Origin of the sequence: Flavobacterium arcticum, assembly GCF_003344925.1 — a bacterium.
In the GTDB taxonomy this organism is placed as follows: domain Bacteria; phylum Bacteroidota; class Bacteroidia; order Flavobacteriales; family Flavobacteriaceae; genus Flavobacterium; species Flavobacterium arcticum.
Window position 1 is genome coordinate 2,493,958 of sequence record NZ_CP031188.1, and the last position, 16,537, is coordinate 2,510,494.

13 protein-coding genes are annotated in these 16,537 nt (G+C 34.2%); 2 read left to right on the top strand and 11 right to left on the bottom strand.

From position 1 onward, the window contains the following. Nucleotides 1-40: 40 nt before the first annotated feature. From DVK85_RS11290 to DVK85_RS11315, 6 genes are read right to left on the bottom strand one after another with little or no spacing between them, the layout of a single operon-like run. Nucleotides 41-523, bottom strand: a complete 483-nt coding sequence (locus DVK85_RS11290) for an ABC transporter ATPase (protein WP_114678541.1) — start codon at nucleotides 521-523, stop codon at nucleotides 41-43. Nucleotides 524-533: 10 nt separating this feature from the next. Beyond that, complete coding sequence (locus DVK85_RS11295) at nucleotides 534-1,355, bottom strand: (Fe-S)-binding protein (protein WP_394338172.1); 822 nt, start codon at nucleotides 1,353-1,355, stop codon at nucleotides 534-536. Next, entirely contained in the window at nucleotides 1,339-1,785 is a 447-nt protein-coding gene (locus DVK85_RS11300; RefSeq protein WP_114678543.1) for an LNS2 domain-containing protein, read from the bottom strand. The genes DVK85_RS11295 and DVK85_RS11300 overlap by 17 nt, the downstream gene beginning before the upstream one ends. Continuing rightward, nucleotides 1,785-3,116 carry a (Fe-S)-binding protein gene (locus tag DVK85_RS11305; RefSeq protein WP_114678544.1) on the bottom strand — a complete coding sequence of 444 codons (1,332 nt, stop codon included), beginning with the start codon at nucleotides 3,114-3,116 and terminating at the stop codon, nucleotides 1,785-1,787. The genes DVK85_RS11300 and DVK85_RS11305 overlap by 1 nt, the downstream gene beginning before the upstream one ends. Before the next feature lie 39 nt (nucleotides 3,117-3,155). Then, nucleotides 3,156-4,091 carry an MlaD family protein gene (locus DVK85_RS11310; RefSeq protein ID WP_114678545.1) on the bottom strand — a complete coding sequence of 312 codons (936 nt, stop codon included), beginning with the start codon at nucleotides 4,089-4,091 and terminating at the stop codon, nucleotides 3,156-3,158. Between the two features lie 55 nt (nucleotides 4,092-4,146). After that, nucleotides 4,147-5,307, bottom strand: coding sequence for an N-acetylmuramoyl-L-alanine amidase family protein (locus tag DVK85_RS11315; protein ID WP_114678546.1), 1,161 nt, complete (start codon nucleotides 5,305-5,307; stop codon nucleotides 4,147-4,149). A 174-nt stretch (nucleotides 5,308-5,481) separates the two neighbouring features. Between DVK85_RS11315 and DVK85_RS11320 the strand changes: the two genes are divergently transcribed. Together DVK85_RS11320 and DVK85_RS11325 are read left to right on the top strand one after the other, a co-directional pair. Continuing rightward, complete coding sequence (locus DVK85_RS11320) at nucleotides 5,482-8,139, top strand: putative LPS assembly protein LptD (protein WP_240339596.1); 2,658 nt, start codon at nucleotides 5,482-5,484, stop codon at nucleotides 8,137-8,139. 15 nt (nucleotides 8,140-8,154) lie between these two features. Next, nucleotides 8,155-8,535, top strand: coding sequence for a RidA family protein (locus tag DVK85_RS11325; protein ID WP_114678548.1), 381 nt, complete (start codon nucleotides 8,155-8,157; stop codon nucleotides 8,533-8,535). Here the strand turns inward: DVK85_RS11325 and DVK85_RS11330 are convergent. The 5 genes from DVK85_RS11330 to DVK85_RS11350 form a co-directional block, all read right to left on the bottom strand. Continuing rightward, nucleotides 8,516-8,893, bottom strand: coding sequence for a methylglyoxal synthase (locus DVK85_RS11330; protein WP_114678549.1), 378 nt, complete (start codon nucleotides 8,891-8,893; stop codon nucleotides 8,516-8,518). The two genes, DVK85_RS11325 and DVK85_RS11330, sit on opposite strands and share 20 nt — an antisense overlap. A gap of 8 nt (nucleotides 8,894-8,901) precedes the next feature. After that, on the bottom strand, nucleotides 8,902-9,750 hold the full coding sequence (locus DVK85_RS11335) for an N-acetylglucosamine kinase (RefSeq protein WP_114678550.1): 849 nt from the start codon (nucleotides 9,748-9,750) through the stop codon (nucleotides 8,902-8,904). Nucleotides 9,751-9,898: 148 nt separating this feature from the next. After that, entirely contained in the window at nucleotides 9,899-10,900 is a 1,002-nt protein-coding gene (gap, locus tag DVK85_RS11340) for a type I glyceraldehyde-3-phosphate dehydrogenase (protein ID WP_114678551.1), read from the bottom strand. A 28-nt stretch (nucleotides 10,901-10,928) separates the two neighbouring features. Beyond that, a complete protein-coding gene (gene pfkA / locus DVK85_RS11345; RefSeq protein WP_114678552.1) occupies nucleotides 10,929-11,915 on the bottom strand; it encodes a 6-phosphofructokinase in 987 nt (328 codons plus the stop codon). A gap of 207 nt (nucleotides 11,916-12,122) precedes the next feature. Continuing rightward, complete coding sequence (locus tag DVK85_RS11350; protein WP_240339595.1) at nucleotides 12,123-16,526, bottom strand: translocation/assembly module TamB domain-containing protein; 4,404 nt, start codon at nucleotides 16,524-16,526, stop codon at nucleotides 12,123-12,125. Nucleotides 16,527-16,537: the final 11 nt, after the last annotated feature.

Below are 16,537 nucleotides of genomic sequence, written 5' to 3' on the forward strand. Positions count from 1 at the left end.
ATGATGATTTTTAAATTTTTATGGTAAATAGAATGCTCGCTTAAAAGAAACGGCTATGCCAACTTTCTCCCGCAGGAACTTCCCAAAAATCCTGCCATTCTCCTACTGTATTTACAAGATTATTAAATACAATAGTATCAGCATTAACGGCTTTATCTTTAGCCATCTTTTTAAAGTCGAGCAATGACTTATGAGCAATGTATTCACCAGACTTAAAAGTTACGTTCATTTTGTCTAACAAAGAGACATCATACTTGTTTTCAAGCTCTTGTATAAAGTGTACTGAAGCATCTATAGAGCAGCCTGTTGCTGGCTGTGTATCTTGATTTATAGCAAGAATAATAAAACGATTGTATTTAATAACAAAAGATGCTTCAAGTCCTGTACCATGAGCAGCCCAGTTTTCTACAAATTCTTTTAGGGCATTTTCAATATCTATTATTTCGGTATCCGAGAATTTACGATTAGATTGGTATATCCAAATACGAGATTCTTCGGGTAATGTATCAAAAGGAACGTACATAAATTATTTTTTATAAATCCTGAGCATTAGCAATCAATTCCGCAACATCTAGCACTTTAACATCCGCCTCTCTGTCTTTAGCTTTTACTCCATCGGTTAGCATAGTATTACAAAAAGGACATCCCGCTGCTATAATTTCAGGTTGTGTTTCTAGCGCTTCTTCTGTTCTTTCTACATTTACATCCTTATCTCCTGCTTCTGGCTCTTTAAACATTTGTGCACCACCAGCACCACAGCAAAGACCATTTCGGCGCGAACGCTTCATTTCTACTAATTCGGCATCAAGCTTTTGTATTAAATCACGCGGTGCTTCATAAACGTTATTAGCACGCCCAAGGTAGCAGGGATCATGAAAGGTTATTTTTTTACCTTTAAACTGACCGCCTTCTATACTAAGTCTACCATCGTCTAACAACGATTTTAAAAACTCAGTATGGTGTACTACTTCATATTTTCCGCCTAAACCTGGGTACTCATTTTTTATAGTATTAAAACAGTGTGGGCAAGCCGTTACTATCTTTTTTACTTCATAACCATCAAGCACCTGAATATTCATCATTGCTTGCATTTGGAACAAGAACTCATTTCCGGCTCGCTTAGCAGGGTCACCCGTACAACCTTCTTCTGTACCTAATACTGCAAAAGGTACATTAGCACGGTTTAATATTCGTACAAATGCTTTTGTTATTCTCTTGGCTCTATCATCAAAGCTACCAGAACAACCTACCCAGAATAATACTTCTGGTTGTTGTCCTTGTGCCATCATTTCGGCCATTGTAGGGACTTTTAATTCTTCCTGAGTCATATCGTATAAATCATTCGTGTTTACCATCATCAAAAACTTGAATGGTAACCTCTTTATCAATTAAATCTGTAAATTTACCTCTATATCGTGTTGCTTTTACCAAGTGGTTATCTACCCAGTGGTAATTGCCTCCACGAGGTTTACCCATTAGCATACCATGATATTTAAATCCATGTTTATTGAGCCACCCTTCGGTAATTTCTCTATGTGCTTCTGTACGCGATGTAAAGAAATATATTATATGTCCTTCTTCATACCACTTATTTAACGTTACCAATGCATCAGGGTATACCTCTGCTGTAGCCATACGCTCTGGCTCTTCGTTAGGTATATCATCACAAATAGTACCATCTATATCTATCAGGTAATTTTTTATACCTTCAGGTAATGCAGGACTTATATGCTCACCATTATGGGTAAGTGGTAACAAGTTTTTATCTTTTTGCTCCTCTTTCATTATTGTTCATCTTTCCAGTTTAACCTATCCATTTGGTTATACTGCCATGGTGCGCCATTATTCTCTATATTTGTCATCATCCCGTTAAGTTCTGTAGGTGCAGCACTCTGCTCCATTACAAGATACTTTCTCATGTCCATAATAATAGAAAGTGGGTCGATGTTAACAGGACATGCCTCTACACAACCATTACACGTGGTACAAGCCCATAGCTCTTCGGGTGTTATATAATCGTTTAATAACGACTTACCGTCATCTACAAATACACCTTTGTTTTTATCTATATTTTTACCCACTTCTTCAAGCCTGTCACGGGTATCCATCATAATTTTTCGTGGCGATAATTTTTTACCTGTAAGGTTAGCAGGACAAGATGATGTACATCTTCCGCACTCTGTACAAGTATAAGCATTCATAAGCTGTACCCAGTTTAAATCCTGTACATCGCTTGCTCCAAATTTCTCTGGTACTGCTCCTTCTTCCGCAGGAGGTGCTGCTGCAAATGGGTCGGCATTAGGATCCATCATTAACTTAACCTCGTTAGTTACTGACTCTAAGTTTTCAAACTGTCCTTTAGGTTTCAGGTTAGCAAAATAGGTGTTAGGGAAAGCCAATAATATATGTAGGTGTTTAGAGAAGTACAGGTAATTCATAAAAATTAAAATACCTATAATATGTAACCACCATGTTGTTCGTTCTATTAGTATTACTGTACCTTCTGTCATACCTTCAAAAAGAGGCGATATAAACCCTGATATAGGGAAAGCTCCCGCTTGTATATAATGGTGCGCTCCTACTATTTGCAAATGATGATCGGCAGCATTCATTGTTAAAAACAAACACATAAGTACTACTTCAAAATATAATATATAGTTAGCATCGTTATGCGGCCAACCTTTAAGATCGCCATGTGCAAAACGCCATAATTTTATTACATTTCTTCTTATCCAGAATATTGTTACGGCAACAAGTACCGAAAAAGCTAGAACTTCAAAGAATCCTATAAGAAAGCTGTAAAAGCCTCCCATAAAAGCAAAAACTCTATGTGTACCAAATATACCATCGATTATAATTTCTAATAATTCGATATTAATAATTACAAACCCCACATAAACAATAATGTGTAGGAAACCTGACACAGGTCTTCTTACCATTTTAGATTGCCCTAAAGCAATCATAGCCATATTTTTCCAGCGTGCACTAGGGTTATCATTACGATCTACACCTTTACCCAACTTAATGTTGCGTGCTAGTTTTTTTACATTTAATGCAAAATACCCAAAGCCTGCTGCGAGGACTAAAACAAATAAAATATTATCAATATAACTCATATAAATACAAAATAGTAGGTTGTACTACTTACAAATTTATTATTCCTTTTCGACATATGGCGTATTCTTTTTGCCAAAAACTGAAAAATGTATATATCTTTTAGGATTATTTTTAATATCTGCCAATAATTCTTTCAATTCTTTAGATGCATCTGTAAGATTATTATACATAGCCTCGTCTTTAAGTAATTTACCCATAGTACCCTTGCCAGACTCTAAATCACCTAATATATTATCTACATTAGTCATTGTGTTTTCTAACTTACGTACTGTTTCTGCTAAATTAACCGAATTTATAGAATCGGTTATTTGAGCAAGGTTAGCGGTAGTTTTATTCATATTATCAAATGTACCGTCTATTTTAGTTTTATTATCTGTCAACATTGTATTAACAGCACTAGTAGCCTTGCTAAACTCTTTCATAGTTTTGCTTAAATCGGCAATAGTAGTGCGTAAATTCTCTTGTGTTTGCTTATCGAAAATATTATTCAAATTATTTAATAAACTATCTGCCGATACTACTGTAGCTTCTACTTTATTTTGCAATGGTGTTAATTGTTGCCCAACAGTAGAAAGCATTCCTGGCTCTTCTGTACCTGTAAGATAACTACCATCTTCAGCCGCACTACTTTCAAAGTCAGATTTAATAGCTATTTGTTTACCTCCTACTAAATCTGGCTTATGTAAAACAGCATGGCTTTTTTTAGATATAAAAACCTCATCATTACTCACTTGTAGTTCAACCACTAGGTGTCCTTCTTTTGCTGGTTTAATAGAATTTACTTTACCTATTACCAAACCACTATAGGTTATTGGAGCAGACGGCGAAAGCCCCTCTACGTTTTCATATATTACATAAAAAGTTTTATAGGAATTAAACAAATCCCTACCTTTTAAAAAACTGTATCCCCATATAAATACTAATATGGAACCTATTACTAATATTGCTGTTTTAGCTTCTCTTGTTATTTTCAAAATCTGATTATTTATTTAACAAATGTAGGACAATAAAATTATTATTGTATCAATATTATTTTTTTAAAGCGTCTTGTATAGAAATCTTTTTCCCATTACGGAAAGCAACCACAAAGGCAGAATCGAACCCTTTATCTCTGGCTTGTTGCTTTAATTTATTAGCTTCATCATAGCTTTTAGTTTCTCCATAAAAATACTTTATCAGCTTAGCATTACTTTCATCTTTAGATATAGATGTAAGTCCTTTAAAGTTAGAAGGTGTCGTTTCTAAATTTCTTCCACTTGCCGATATTTGTACTTTAAAAATAACCCCATCAGCAACGCTTTCTTTTGTATCCTTAGTCTCTTCTTTAACAACCTCAACCTTAGCAGGAATTACAGGTGTAACTTCTGGTTCAGTTTTTTGCTCTTTTACTGGGGCAGGTTTTACTGTAGATTGAATTATAGGTATATAAAACTCTTTTTTATAATTTAATATAGCATCAGCAATAGATTTTGCTAACTTATCTTGTCCCGCTTCCGAGTTAAGATATTGTCCTTCGGGTTTATGTGATAAAAACCCTAGCTCTATTAGTATTCTAGGCATATATATGTTTCTAAGCACCAAAAAGCCTGCTTGTTTTACACCCCTACTCTTTCTTTTTAATCCGTAAGTAAAACCATCTTGTACTTTACTGGCTAGATCTATACTTTGATCTAAATACTCTTCTTGCTGTATTTGTAACCCAATCATAGATTCAGGTTTATCAGGATCATATCCTTTATATTTAACTTTATAATCTTCCTCTAGATACATTACAGCATTCTCCTTTTTGGCAACCTCAAGGTTAGAAGCATTACGGGTAAGCCCCATCACAAAAGTTTCTGTACCATAAGCAGAGTGATTTACAGCACCATTACAGTGAATAGATATAAATATACTGGCATTAGCATTGTTAGCTATATTAGCACGCTCATTAAGTTCTATAAAAACATCTGTTTTTCTAGTATATATAACTTCTATATCACGTTCTTTCTCTAGTATTTTACCTACTTTATTAGATACATTTAATGCAATGTTCTTTTCTATAAATCCATAATAATTAGCTCCATAATCTTTGCCACCATGCCCAGGATCTAGTACTACCCTAAACTTTTGGCTGCTCTGACCGAAAGATGCACTGCAAAATATAATAAAAATTAAGAAAGCAAGTTTTAAATTCGGGTTCAATGTCATTGCAATATATGTTATTATTTTGTCTAAGTGTTAAATTGTAATATGTGATTAAATTTGGCAAAAATATTGTAAGTTTGACACTCCAAAAAAATAAGCCATATTTTTACAAAAATAGTATTAAAACCGTTGCGTACAAACTTATTTCATATCGTTTTATCAGCAATTTTCCTAACAATGGGAAGTTCAATAGCATCGGCACAGGATACACCTATAAAATCAATAACCGTACCAGCCGAAAAAGACAAAGATACTCTTCCTGAAACTACTGATAGTCAAATAATTGATACAGTAAAAAAATCTATAAAGGAAGCAGTAATAAAACCAAATGATACCGTTAAAAAAAAATCGGGGCTTGATGGTATTATAAAGCGCCTCGCCCAAGACTATGAAGAGCTTGATCAAGAAACCAAAAAACTTACATTATACAACAAAGCAGAACTCTATTATAAAGATTTTGAGCTGAAAGGTGGCATAATTGTTATGAATTATGAAACAAATGAAGTTTTTGCTGGGCGTATAAAAGATTCTACAGGCAACTACACACAAATGCCTTATTTTAAACAAGGAAACAATGTGGTTGAAGCCGACTCTATACATTTTAATACCGAAAGTAAAAAAGCTCGTATATGGAACTCACGCTCTGACCAAGGCGAATTTAGAGTTAAAGGTGAAATAACAAAAAAAGAAAACGACTCTGTTTATTATATAAAAGGTGCTCGTTTTACTACCTCTAAAGATATAGACAACCCCGAATATTATTTTTATACTAAAAAAATAAAACTTGTACCTGGTAAAAAAGTAATTGTAGGCTTTACCAATATGGTTATTGCCGATGTGCCTACACCGCTTGCAATACCTTTTGCCTTTTTCCCTATGACGGATGAGGCCGAATCTGGTTTTATAGTACCTACTTTTGGAGACAATAACAGCCAAGGGTATTTTTTACAAAATGGTGGATATTATTTTGCCCTTAGCGACTATTATGATCTTGCTGTACTGGGTGACTATTATACTAATGGTAGCTATGGGCTACGGTTTCAATCATCTTATGCTAAGCGATATAAATTTAGAGGTAATTTAAATCTTAGATTTGAAAACAATGTGCAAAGTGAGAGAGGTTTCCCAGATTATGTTCGTTCTAAACAATACAACATACAATGGTCGCACAATCAAGACTCTAAAGCCAATCCTAATTCTAGATTTTCGGCGAGTGTAAACTTAGGCTCAAGCCAGTACTATAGACAGTCACAAAGTCTTAGTAATGTAGGTGCAAGACTAAATAACACATTACAATCATCTATATCCTATTCTAAAACATTCCAAACTGTACCGCAGGTAAATATATCGTTAAGTGCTACCCATAGCCAAAACACAAATACCGAAACGATAAACATGACATTACCTACACTACAAGCCAGTGTAGACAGAATATTCCCATTTGCATCTGATGATGCACCTAAAAAAGGGATTATAAAAAATGTTAACCTACAATACAACCTTCGCGGCGAAAATAGAATTGCTACTACCGACTCGCTTTTCTTTAAGCCTCAAATGTTTCGTGATGCAAAGTCAGGTTTACAACACACTATACCGCTAAGCACTAACTTTAAAATATTTAAACACTTTAGTGTTTCGGCAGGAACTAACTTTCAGGAAACATGGGTAATGAACACCATAGATCGTTATTATAACACTAATACTAACGAAGAAGAAACACGCGACATAAAAGGTTTTGAATCATACCGTACTTACAATTTCTCATCAAGTATAGGTACTACAATATATGGTACTTTTAACTTTGGAGAAGATAAAAAAATACAAGCCATTCGTCACGTAATACGTCCATCGGTATCTTATACCTACACACCAAGTTTTGAACAGTATTATGACACCTACCAAATTGACGAAACAGGAACGGCTTATGAAGATTACACAAAATTTGAAGGCGGATTGTTTGGTTCTCCTGGTAAAAACCTATCTAATAACATAGGCTTATCTGTAAACAACACATTTGAAGCTAAGGTAAGAAATGATGATGAACCAGACGAAGAGCCTAAAAAAATAACGTTGCTTAATAACCTAAATCTTAGCACCAGTTATAATATGGCTGCCGATTCGCTGGCATGGTCACCATTAAGAGTTACCGCAGGTACTAACCTCTTTAAGCAAAAAATGAACATTAACTTTGGTACTACCTTAGACCCCTACGCTATAGATAATGGAGGAGACAGAATAGATACTTATAATATAAACAATGGCGGAAGTCTTTTTAGAATGACGAGTGCCAATGTAACGGTTAACTATTCCTTTTCGAGTAAAGATGGTGAAGGTGATAAAGGTAAGAGCGACGACCAAACATCTAGAAATGGTGGACGTGAAGATGATCTTTTTGGCACAGCTACTGATATGAGCGACAGACGTAAAAGTATGTTTGAAGATGAGGATGAAGACACTAAGAAAAGTAATAAAACGGACGGTGGTTTTTTTAATGCCAAGATACCTTGGGATTTGCGTCTAGCCTACTCCTTAACTTACTCTAACAGTAATAGACAGCGAAAAATAACAGGGAACTCTATAATGATGTCGGGTAATGTAGATTTAACCCCACGATGGAAAATGGGCTTCTCGTCAGGTTACGATTTTGTACAAAAAGGGGTTACATTTACCCAATTGCGTTTTGAGAGAGATTTACTTAGCTGGCGAATGGATTTTAACTGGGTTCCTTTTGGCGACAATACCTATTGGGGCTTTTTCATAGGAATTAAATCATCTGTACTTAGCGATATTAAATATGATAAACGCCAAGTGCCAGACAGGGTATTAGGAAACTAACATAGTATAAAAGATATGAAAAAAATTATTTTTACTGATAAGGCTCCTGCTCCTATAGGTCCTTATAACCAAGCTGTACTTACAGGTAACACACTTTATACATCTGGACAAATTGCATTGCACCCTGAGACAGGTGAACTTATTACAAGCGACATTGAAACAGAAACTAAACAGGTTATGAAAAACATGAAAGCGGTACTAGAAGCTGCTGGAATGAATTTTGAAAATGTTATAAAGGCTACTATTTTTATTAGTAACATGGGCGACTTTGCAAAAATAAACAGTGTTTATGGCACTTATTTTAACGAAAAAACCGCTCCTGCAAGAGAAACGGTTCAAGTGGCTTGTTTGCCTAAAAATGTAAATATTGAAATATCTATGATTGCTGTACTGTAATAGCTTGTAGCAATAATTCTGCTGTAGCAGAATTAGTTGCTAAGGGTACATTATGCACATCACACACACGCATTAACATATTAATATCTGCTTCATGCGGGTGGTTCGCCAAAGGGTCCTTAAAAAAGAACACCATATTTGTTTTACCTTCCGCTACGCGAGCGGCAATTTGTGCATCGCCTCCCATAGGACCCGAAAGCATTTTAGTAACTGTAAAACCTGCTTTCTCGGCCTTACTACCTGTAGTACCTGTTGCAACAAGATTGATATCCTCTTTAGCGAGAATATCCTTATTCTTGTTTAAAAACTGTACCATTTCGGCTTTCATACCATCATGAGCTATAATAGCAATTTCCATATCAAGTATTAGTTTAATTCGTGGTACTCTATTAATCCATCTATAGGACGTCGCAATACATTACCTAATTTAAGATTGTTTTTACCTAATACTTCTGCTAGTTCAGCTTTTAAGTAAAATGCTATAGACCCTACAAAGTGTACTGGTACTTCGTGAGCATTATCATATTGTGTAATATAGTTATCTACAAATACCTGCATGGCATCTGTTATCAATCCTTTTATAAAAGTATTATCTTTATGTTGTATTAAGAACTTTGCAAAAGTAGCCAAATAAGCATTTGGGTTAGGTTCTTTATACAAGTTATGCTTTATAACATCTGGATCTAGCTTATACTCTTTTTCAAATTTTGTAGCTAGTTCCTGTGGCATTTTATTAAAGTAGTAAGCCCTGATTAAGTCTCTACCAAAACGGTTACCACTACAATCATCCATAGCAATATAGCCTAAAGATTGTACTTTTTGGTGTAGTTCTTCGCCATCAAAATAGCTACAATTAGAACCTGTACCTAATATACATATTATCGCTTTTTCATTGGTAGGATTAGTAGCATAAGCTGCTGCATAAGTATCTTCTTTTACAGAAACCTCAGCATTAGGAAAAAACTCCTGAAAAACCTCAGTCATAAATTTTTTCATTCTATCAGTACCACAACCTGCTCCGTAAAAAAATAAACTAGATACTTCGTTACGGTTATTGTATATATCAAAGCGCGCTTCAAGACGCTCTATAGCTTCTTCTTTGTTTATAACTTCGGGGCTAAGACCTAAGGTTTGAGTTGTAAAAAGCCTATCGCCGTTTTCATTCAGCGCAATCCAGTCGGCTTTAGTAGCACCACTGTCAACTAATAATTTCATAATAAATAGAGTTAGTTTTTAGTTAAGTTTTGTTCGGTATATTAAGTTTGATATTTGTGGGGGTTATCATTAAGTTAATATGGTGTTGTATAAAAAAATAAAATCCCGCCTTTTCTATATGAAAAAAGACGGGATTTACTAAAATTTATTACAATGATGCGATATGCACAGAAAGATCTATAAGTTTGCTTGAGTATCCATACTCATTATCATACCAAGATACTAGTTTAAAGAATGTAGAGTTTAGTCCAATACCTGCTTTAGCATCTACTATACTTGTTCTTGAATCTGACACGAAATCTTGCGATACTACATCATCTGTAGTAAAACCAAGAACACCTTTCATGTTGGTTTCTGACTCTCTTTTAAGTACACTCATTATTTCTTCATACGTAGTCTCTTTCTTTACTTTCACAGTAAGGTCTACTACAGATACATCTGCTGTAGGAACACGCATAGCCATACCTGTAAGCTTACCATTAAGTTCTGGTATAACTTTACCTACTGCTTTAGCAGCACCTGTACTTGCAGGTATAATGTTTAATAATGCTGCTCTACCACCACGAAAATCTTTTTTAGATGGTCCGTCTACTGTAAGCTGAGTAGCTGTTGTAGCGTGTATTGTAGTCATAAGCGCCTCTTCTATTCCAAAGTTATCATTAATAACCTTAGCAAGCGGTGCAAGACAGTTAGTAGTACATGAAGCGTTAGATACTATTGTATCGTTAGCAGTAGCTTTGTCATGGTTTACTCCCATTACAAACATTGGTGCATCTGCAGATGGTGCAGATATTACTACTTTTTTAGCACCACCATCTATGTGAAGTTGTGCTTTTTCTAGTGTAGTAAATATACCTGTACACTCTGCAACTACATCTACTCCTGCTTCATCCCATTTAAGTGATGCTGGGTCTCTCTCTGCTGTTACTCTAATATGGTTACCGTTTACATAAAGATTACCGTCTTTTACTTCAACCTCACCTGCAAAACGACCGTGTACTGAATCATATTTTAAAAGGTAAGCTAAGTGATCTACATCAAGTAGGTCATTAATTGCTACTACCTCTACGTTATCTCTGTTTATAGTTTCGCGGAAAACAATACGACCAATTCTTCCAAAGCCGTTTATTCCTAATTTTACTTTTGCCATTTTTGTGATTTTAGTTTTTATTGTTTGATTATATAGATACTATATCTGAAACTCTTATGAGTTCTTTTTCTATTTGCGATTTGCCTTTTACAGCTTGTTCTAGTGGGGTAAGCACTATTTCGTCTTTTAAAAGTCCCACCATGTAGTTTGATTTCCCTTCTAATAATGTCTCTACAGCTTTTACACCTAGCCTGCTTGCTAAAACTCTGTCAAAACACGAAGGAGTACCACCACGCTGCATATGTCCTAATATAGAAACGCGCACATCATACTCTGGTAAATTTTCTTCGACATAATCTTTAAGTTCAAATACATTTTTACCAATCTTATCGCCCTCTGCAATAACAACGATACTAGATGATTTACCTGAAGCTTTACTTTTTCTTAAAGAATCAAGTAATCTATCAAGTCCCATATCCTCTTCAGGTATAAGTATTTCTTCTGCTCCTGCACCAATACCTGCATTAAGTGCTATATGTCCCGCATCGCGACCCATAACTTCTACAAAGAAAAGTCTGTTATGCGAACTTGCTGTATCTCTTATTTTATCTATAACTTCTACAACAGTATTAAGTGCTGTATCATAACCTAGTGTAAAACTAGTACCATATATATCATTATCTATAGTACCTGGTATACCTATAACAGGAAAATCATATTCTTCATTAAAAATAAGTCCTCCAGTAAAGCTACCGTTACCCCCTATTACTACAAGGGCATCTATATTATTTTCTAATAAATTTTTGTGAGCTTGTTTTCGACCTTCTTTGGTCATGAAGTCTTTAGACCTAGCTGATTTTAATATTGTACCTCCTTTGTTAATTATATTATTAACGCTACGAGCATTCATTTCTTTAAAATCGCCTTCTATCATACCTTGATAGCCTCTATAAATACCTATACATTCTATATTATGAAAAGCACTAGCACGTACTACTGCTCTAATGGCGGCATTCATTCCTGGCGAATCTCCTCCCGAAGTAAGCACGCCTATTTTTTTAATATTCAAAGACATTTTTTAATATTTAATTGTAAAACTAATAATTTAATATCATAAATTAATTTATAAATAGAATCTATTAATAATTCCTTAAGATTTCAAACGTTTTCGTTAATAAGTTTTTTCAATTCTTAGCTTTTAGTAATAAAAAAAGTAGCCTGTTTTTATAAAAACAGGCTACTTTTTTAGATATATAAAAATTATCTCCTTAAAAATTATCGATTAATCAGTTTCAGGTATCGGTTCAGGAGCATTATCCTCGGTATTCGTTTTTTTCTTATTTCTATCTTCAGAAAATTTTATATAATCAGGCGAAAATTCCGAGTCTGGTATTTCATTTCCTTCATTATTATTTTCCTTTTCATCCTCTTTCTTTTTTGCTATTTTTCGCCACAATTCACCAAGTGTATTAAAATCTACTTCATAGGTTAGTCCTATACCTTGTGTATAACCAATTCCTTCGCCTAAAAAGTTAATACTATTCTCACGATTAAAAACTCTTGCTTTTAATGAATTCTCTTTATTTAATCGAACTTGAGCCTCTACATTCCCTACTACGCTCGACTGATTAACACCACCCACAGGCACTCCTACCTGACCATTTATAGTTATCCTATCACTTATTTGAGTAGATAAAGTTAGTCCTAGCTGCGAATTAGTTTCTGCATAGGGGTTACTAACTCCTTGCACATAGTTTACCCCTACTTTTAATTTACTATCATCCTCAGAGAAAAAATCGTTAACGAGCCCTGTAGCTGTTTCTAACAATGGTGCAACTGCCATTGAATTAGCACTCGTAGGACTTAAAAATGATCGCTGAGCTAATAATGATAATGCCTGTTTTTGACGTGTATCTGCATCGCTAAGACGGTATTCTAAATCTGATTTTAATACTGAATTAGCACGAGGGAAATTAATTTGAAACTCATGTTCAGGTTTCATTAGGTTACCGTTAAGCTGTATAACTACCTCTACAGGAATATTACTATTATAAGATGCATTCTCTAAAAGTACAGAAGGGTTAGCCTGAAGCTCATATACTGCTTCAAGGTTAAGGTTTGCCTCAGTAGGATCGCCTTCCCAATTAATATATCCTCCTTGCTTTGCCGTAAGTTCTTTATTAATAAGTCCTCCGTATTTAAAATTATATATTCCTTCGATTATGGAAAAATCTCCCCACATATTAAACTTACCGAGTGTATTAATCTCTAAAAGCATATTACCATTACCTCTAGCCGATAGACCATGCCCTGTATTTTTATCTATAATTATTTCAATCTTAGCATCTTTATCTATATCTAAGTCAAACTTCATTTCTAGCCCTTTATAACTTCGTGTATTTACGACTCTTCCTTCGGTATCTTGATTTTCTTTTTCCTTAGGGCTTAGAAAATGAATATATGGGTTACTACTTGCAGACCCTGTATTATTTATTGGTATTTTTATATCTGTTCCTTCTTCCGACTCTGCCTCTGCTTTTATGAGTAAAGCAGTAGTAGGACCACTAATACTAGCAGTACCTTTTATAAAAGCTGTACCATAAAAAAGTGCATCATCAGAGTCTTTTGTATCTAACACCAATAATCTGTCTGATTGTATGTTTAGATCAAGTCCCCAGTTTTTAAACATATCATGCGTCACTTTACCTTCAAGATACCCCGAAGTTCCATGCACTACATCAGTAAGCTTTGGCTTTCTAAATACTATACTGTTTTCGGTAAGGTCTAGTATTGAGTTTTGTTCAAAATTATAATCAGTATTCAAATAGCCTACTTTTAATCCTGCATCTCTAAGGTAGAAAATAGCATCTATCTCTGGTTTTTTAACATTACCTACAATAGCAGCACGCCCTGTTGCTGTTCCTCTGATATCTGGGAAAACCGATTTCAAAAATATTTCGAGAAAACTAATATCAAACTCTGTAAAATCAGCATCTAGTGATAGCTGTGTTTGTTTATTAACAATATCTATAGTACCCGATGTATATAACCTTTCTTCATCATCTTTAAATATAGTAGAGCTCAGGTTAAAGCGTTTTAACTTACGGTCACCATATATTTGTAAGTCAAGGTCACCCAGCTCATAACTATTCATTCTAAGATTATTTATGGTAAGCATAGATTGTGGCTGATATTCATCACGATTTTGTTTTAGTGTTATATCGCCATTAATCTTACCTCCAAACTCTAAACTGTCGAGAGAAGGTGTTATTTTTTCGAGCGCCACATCATTAAATGATAATTTAATGTCTTTATAGGTAGAGTCGCGTATTACACCAACCAACTCTACCTTTTGATCGTTATGCGACATACTAATCTTATCAATAGTAAAATCAGTAAGTTTTTTATTAAAAACAACCTTATTATCGTTATTACCTTTCTCGTTTATATACCACAGGTAATCTTTAATATTAATTTCTGATTTCTTAAACCCTACTACAGATTTGTTATCTTTATCAATAGTGTGATATAAATTTATATTAAAATAATCTTGGTCTTTATTTCCTCCCTTAAACTCTGAACGTAAAAATAAAGTATCGTTTTGTGTTACATTAACAAGGCTAAAATCAGATACTTTATAGGCGTTAGTACGAAGACTATCAACACTAATATATGTATTATATAGTGGGTTTTTATTATTAATATCTACTGCTATATTAGTAAAATAATTATCTTTTAAAGCAATATTAGGCGAATCGAAATTAAATACAAAATCACCCTCATCGGCATTAATTCGCCCTCTAACTGTGGTGTTTTGCCCCAATACAACATCAGGCATTACTATATCTACAATTTTATTATATATCGTAAAATTAAAGTTGACAAATTGCCCGCCTTTTAACTTATGTGGCGAGTAGTTTGTATAAAGACTACCTAAAGCATTCTCTACAAGTTTTGGCATTTGGTTAACATCAAACTTACCCACTACACGTCCTTCTATAATATCAGTAGAATTAAAAGTAACAGTCCTTACATTATCTCGATCAAAAGAAGAATTAATATAGAAATCTTCAAAATAATAACTATCACGACTGTTTTGGTATGACAATCGAGACATTTGTAATGTTCCTGCCACATCATTTACCGTACTTCCTTTAGCTGAAAGTACTAGGTCTCCTTTAAAGATAGAAATAGTATCGTTTTTAATAATATTAAGCGCCACAAGATTAGCATAATCTACCTGTGCATGAAAATCGAACTTATTAGTCTTTTTACTCATGTCTACCAGTCCATTAAAAGACATCAGTAAATTAGGGTCATTACTATTTATAATCCCTTTAAAATAAGGCCACTTCATTCTACCATCTACATCAATATTGGTATAAGCATACTTGTTAAATACTAATTTTCTAATATCACCTTTTAAGCTAGTGTTGAGCGACTCTTTATTAAAGCCTACCCCGTTTACAGCAAAATGTGCTGTGGTACTACCCACATCAGTACTGCCTACTAAAGCCCCTATATTAAACCTTTGTAAATCGACTATACCCTCATATGCAGCAATATCTGGTTTATTGAAGTCTTTTATTGATACCTTAGCATCAACCTCACCTAACTCAGAAGCAATGTATAAATTGGTATCCAAGTCTTTTTTAGTAAGTATTACATGACCCACAAGATTTACCTGTCCTAGCTTATCTAACTCTTTGGGTAAACCATTTCCTAATATACGTGGCATTATATACGTTAAATTACTATAAGTAGAAGCAATACGATCAAAATCACCATTCATATAAAACCCTGGTCCTTCTTTATCAAAAAGATTCTTAAAGTTTATTTTACCAATTATTTCACTTTGCTCACCATCAACTAAATTTAAATCGTTTAAAACAAAATCATTAAGTGGCCCTGTTAGTCTTGTAGAAAGATAAAAGTTTTGATTTTCGCCAAATTCGTTATAAAAATAATTAAGCTCGTTAGAAGATATTGTCGCCTTAGCCACATTAAAATCAAAATCAACCTTATTAATAAAGTCTTTCATATCATCGCCAGAGTAGCTCAACTTTACATCGCCCTCTAATGATGATTCAGTGGTTTTTAAATTAAGATTATCTAAAATAATATTAGACTTAGTATAGGTAAAGTCTCCCTCAAGATTCTCAACAAATAAGCCTCTATGATCAAGCATAGAGAGTTCATTTATTTTTGCTGTTATCTGTGGTCCTTTAATATTAAAATCTTCTAGCTCACCATTTAACTTAGTAAAATCGAGCGCTACTGGTGTCGATACATTTTCGTTGGTTAATCGATATCTTCCATTAGTTACATACAATTCATCAGCTTTGAGGCGAAAAGAACCGTCTCCTGGCTTACCCGTGTCAAACGATTTCACAAAAACATCAAGGCTGCTCGTTGTTTCGCCCTTATATGTTTTCATATGAAAATTAAGCGCTTCAGCGCGAATAGTACCAAATTCAAAACTATTTTTAGTAAGCTGTTTAAAGCTTAGTATATTAGTTTGTATGCGGTCTGCAGCTATTAGTGTATCGTTATGATGATCCAATATCAAGATACCTTTTAGCTTTACATTACCGAAAAAAGATATCGCCACCTTATCTACCTGTATATGCGTGCCTAAGTCTTCATTAATTTTATCAGTAGCATAATGAGCAATTTTAGTTTGCACAAAAGGTAACG

Coding starts and splice junctions, on each gene's coding strand:
- DVK85_RS11295 (WP_394338172.1), bottom strand. CDS start 1,355: ATGGTAAACACGAATGATTTATACGATATGACTCAGGAAGAATTAAAA.
- DVK85_RS11330 (WP_114678549.1), bottom strand. CDS start 8,893: ATGGAAATTGCTATTATAGCTCATGATGGTATGAAAGCCGAAATGGTA.
- DVK85_RS11320 (WP_240339596.1), top strand. CDS start 5,482: ATGGGAAGTTCAATAGCATCGGCACAGGATACACCTATAAAATCAATA.
- DVK85_RS11305 (WP_114678544.1), bottom strand. CDS start 3,116: ATGAGTTATATTGATAATATTTTATTTGTTTTAGTCCTCGCAGCAGGC.
- DVK85_RS11300 (WP_114678543.1), bottom strand. CDS start 1,785: ATGAAAGAGGAGCAAAAAGATAAAAACTTGTTACCACTTACCCATAAT.
- gap (WP_114678551.1), bottom strand. CDS start 10,900: ATGGCAAAAGTAAAATTAGGAATAAACGGCTTTGGAAGAATTGGTCGT.
- DVK85_RS11290 (WP_114678541.1), bottom strand. CDS start 523: ATGTACGTTCCTTTTGATACATTACCCGAAGAATCTCGTATTTGGATA.
- DVK85_RS11335 (WP_114678550.1), bottom strand. CDS start 9,750: ATGAAATTATTAGTTGACAGTGGTGCTACTAAAGCCGACTGGATTGCG.
- pfkA (WP_114678552.1), bottom strand. CDS start 11,915: ATGTCTTTGAATATTAAAAAAATAGGCGTGCTTACTTCGGGAGGAGAT.
- DVK85_RS11325 (WP_114678548.1), top strand. CDS start 8,155: ATGAAAAAAATTATTTTTACTGATAAGGCTCCTGCTCCTATAGGTCCT.
- DVK85_RS11315 (WP_114678546.1), bottom strand. CDS start 5,307: ATGACATTGAACCCGAATTTAAAACTTGCTTTCTTAATTTTTATTATA.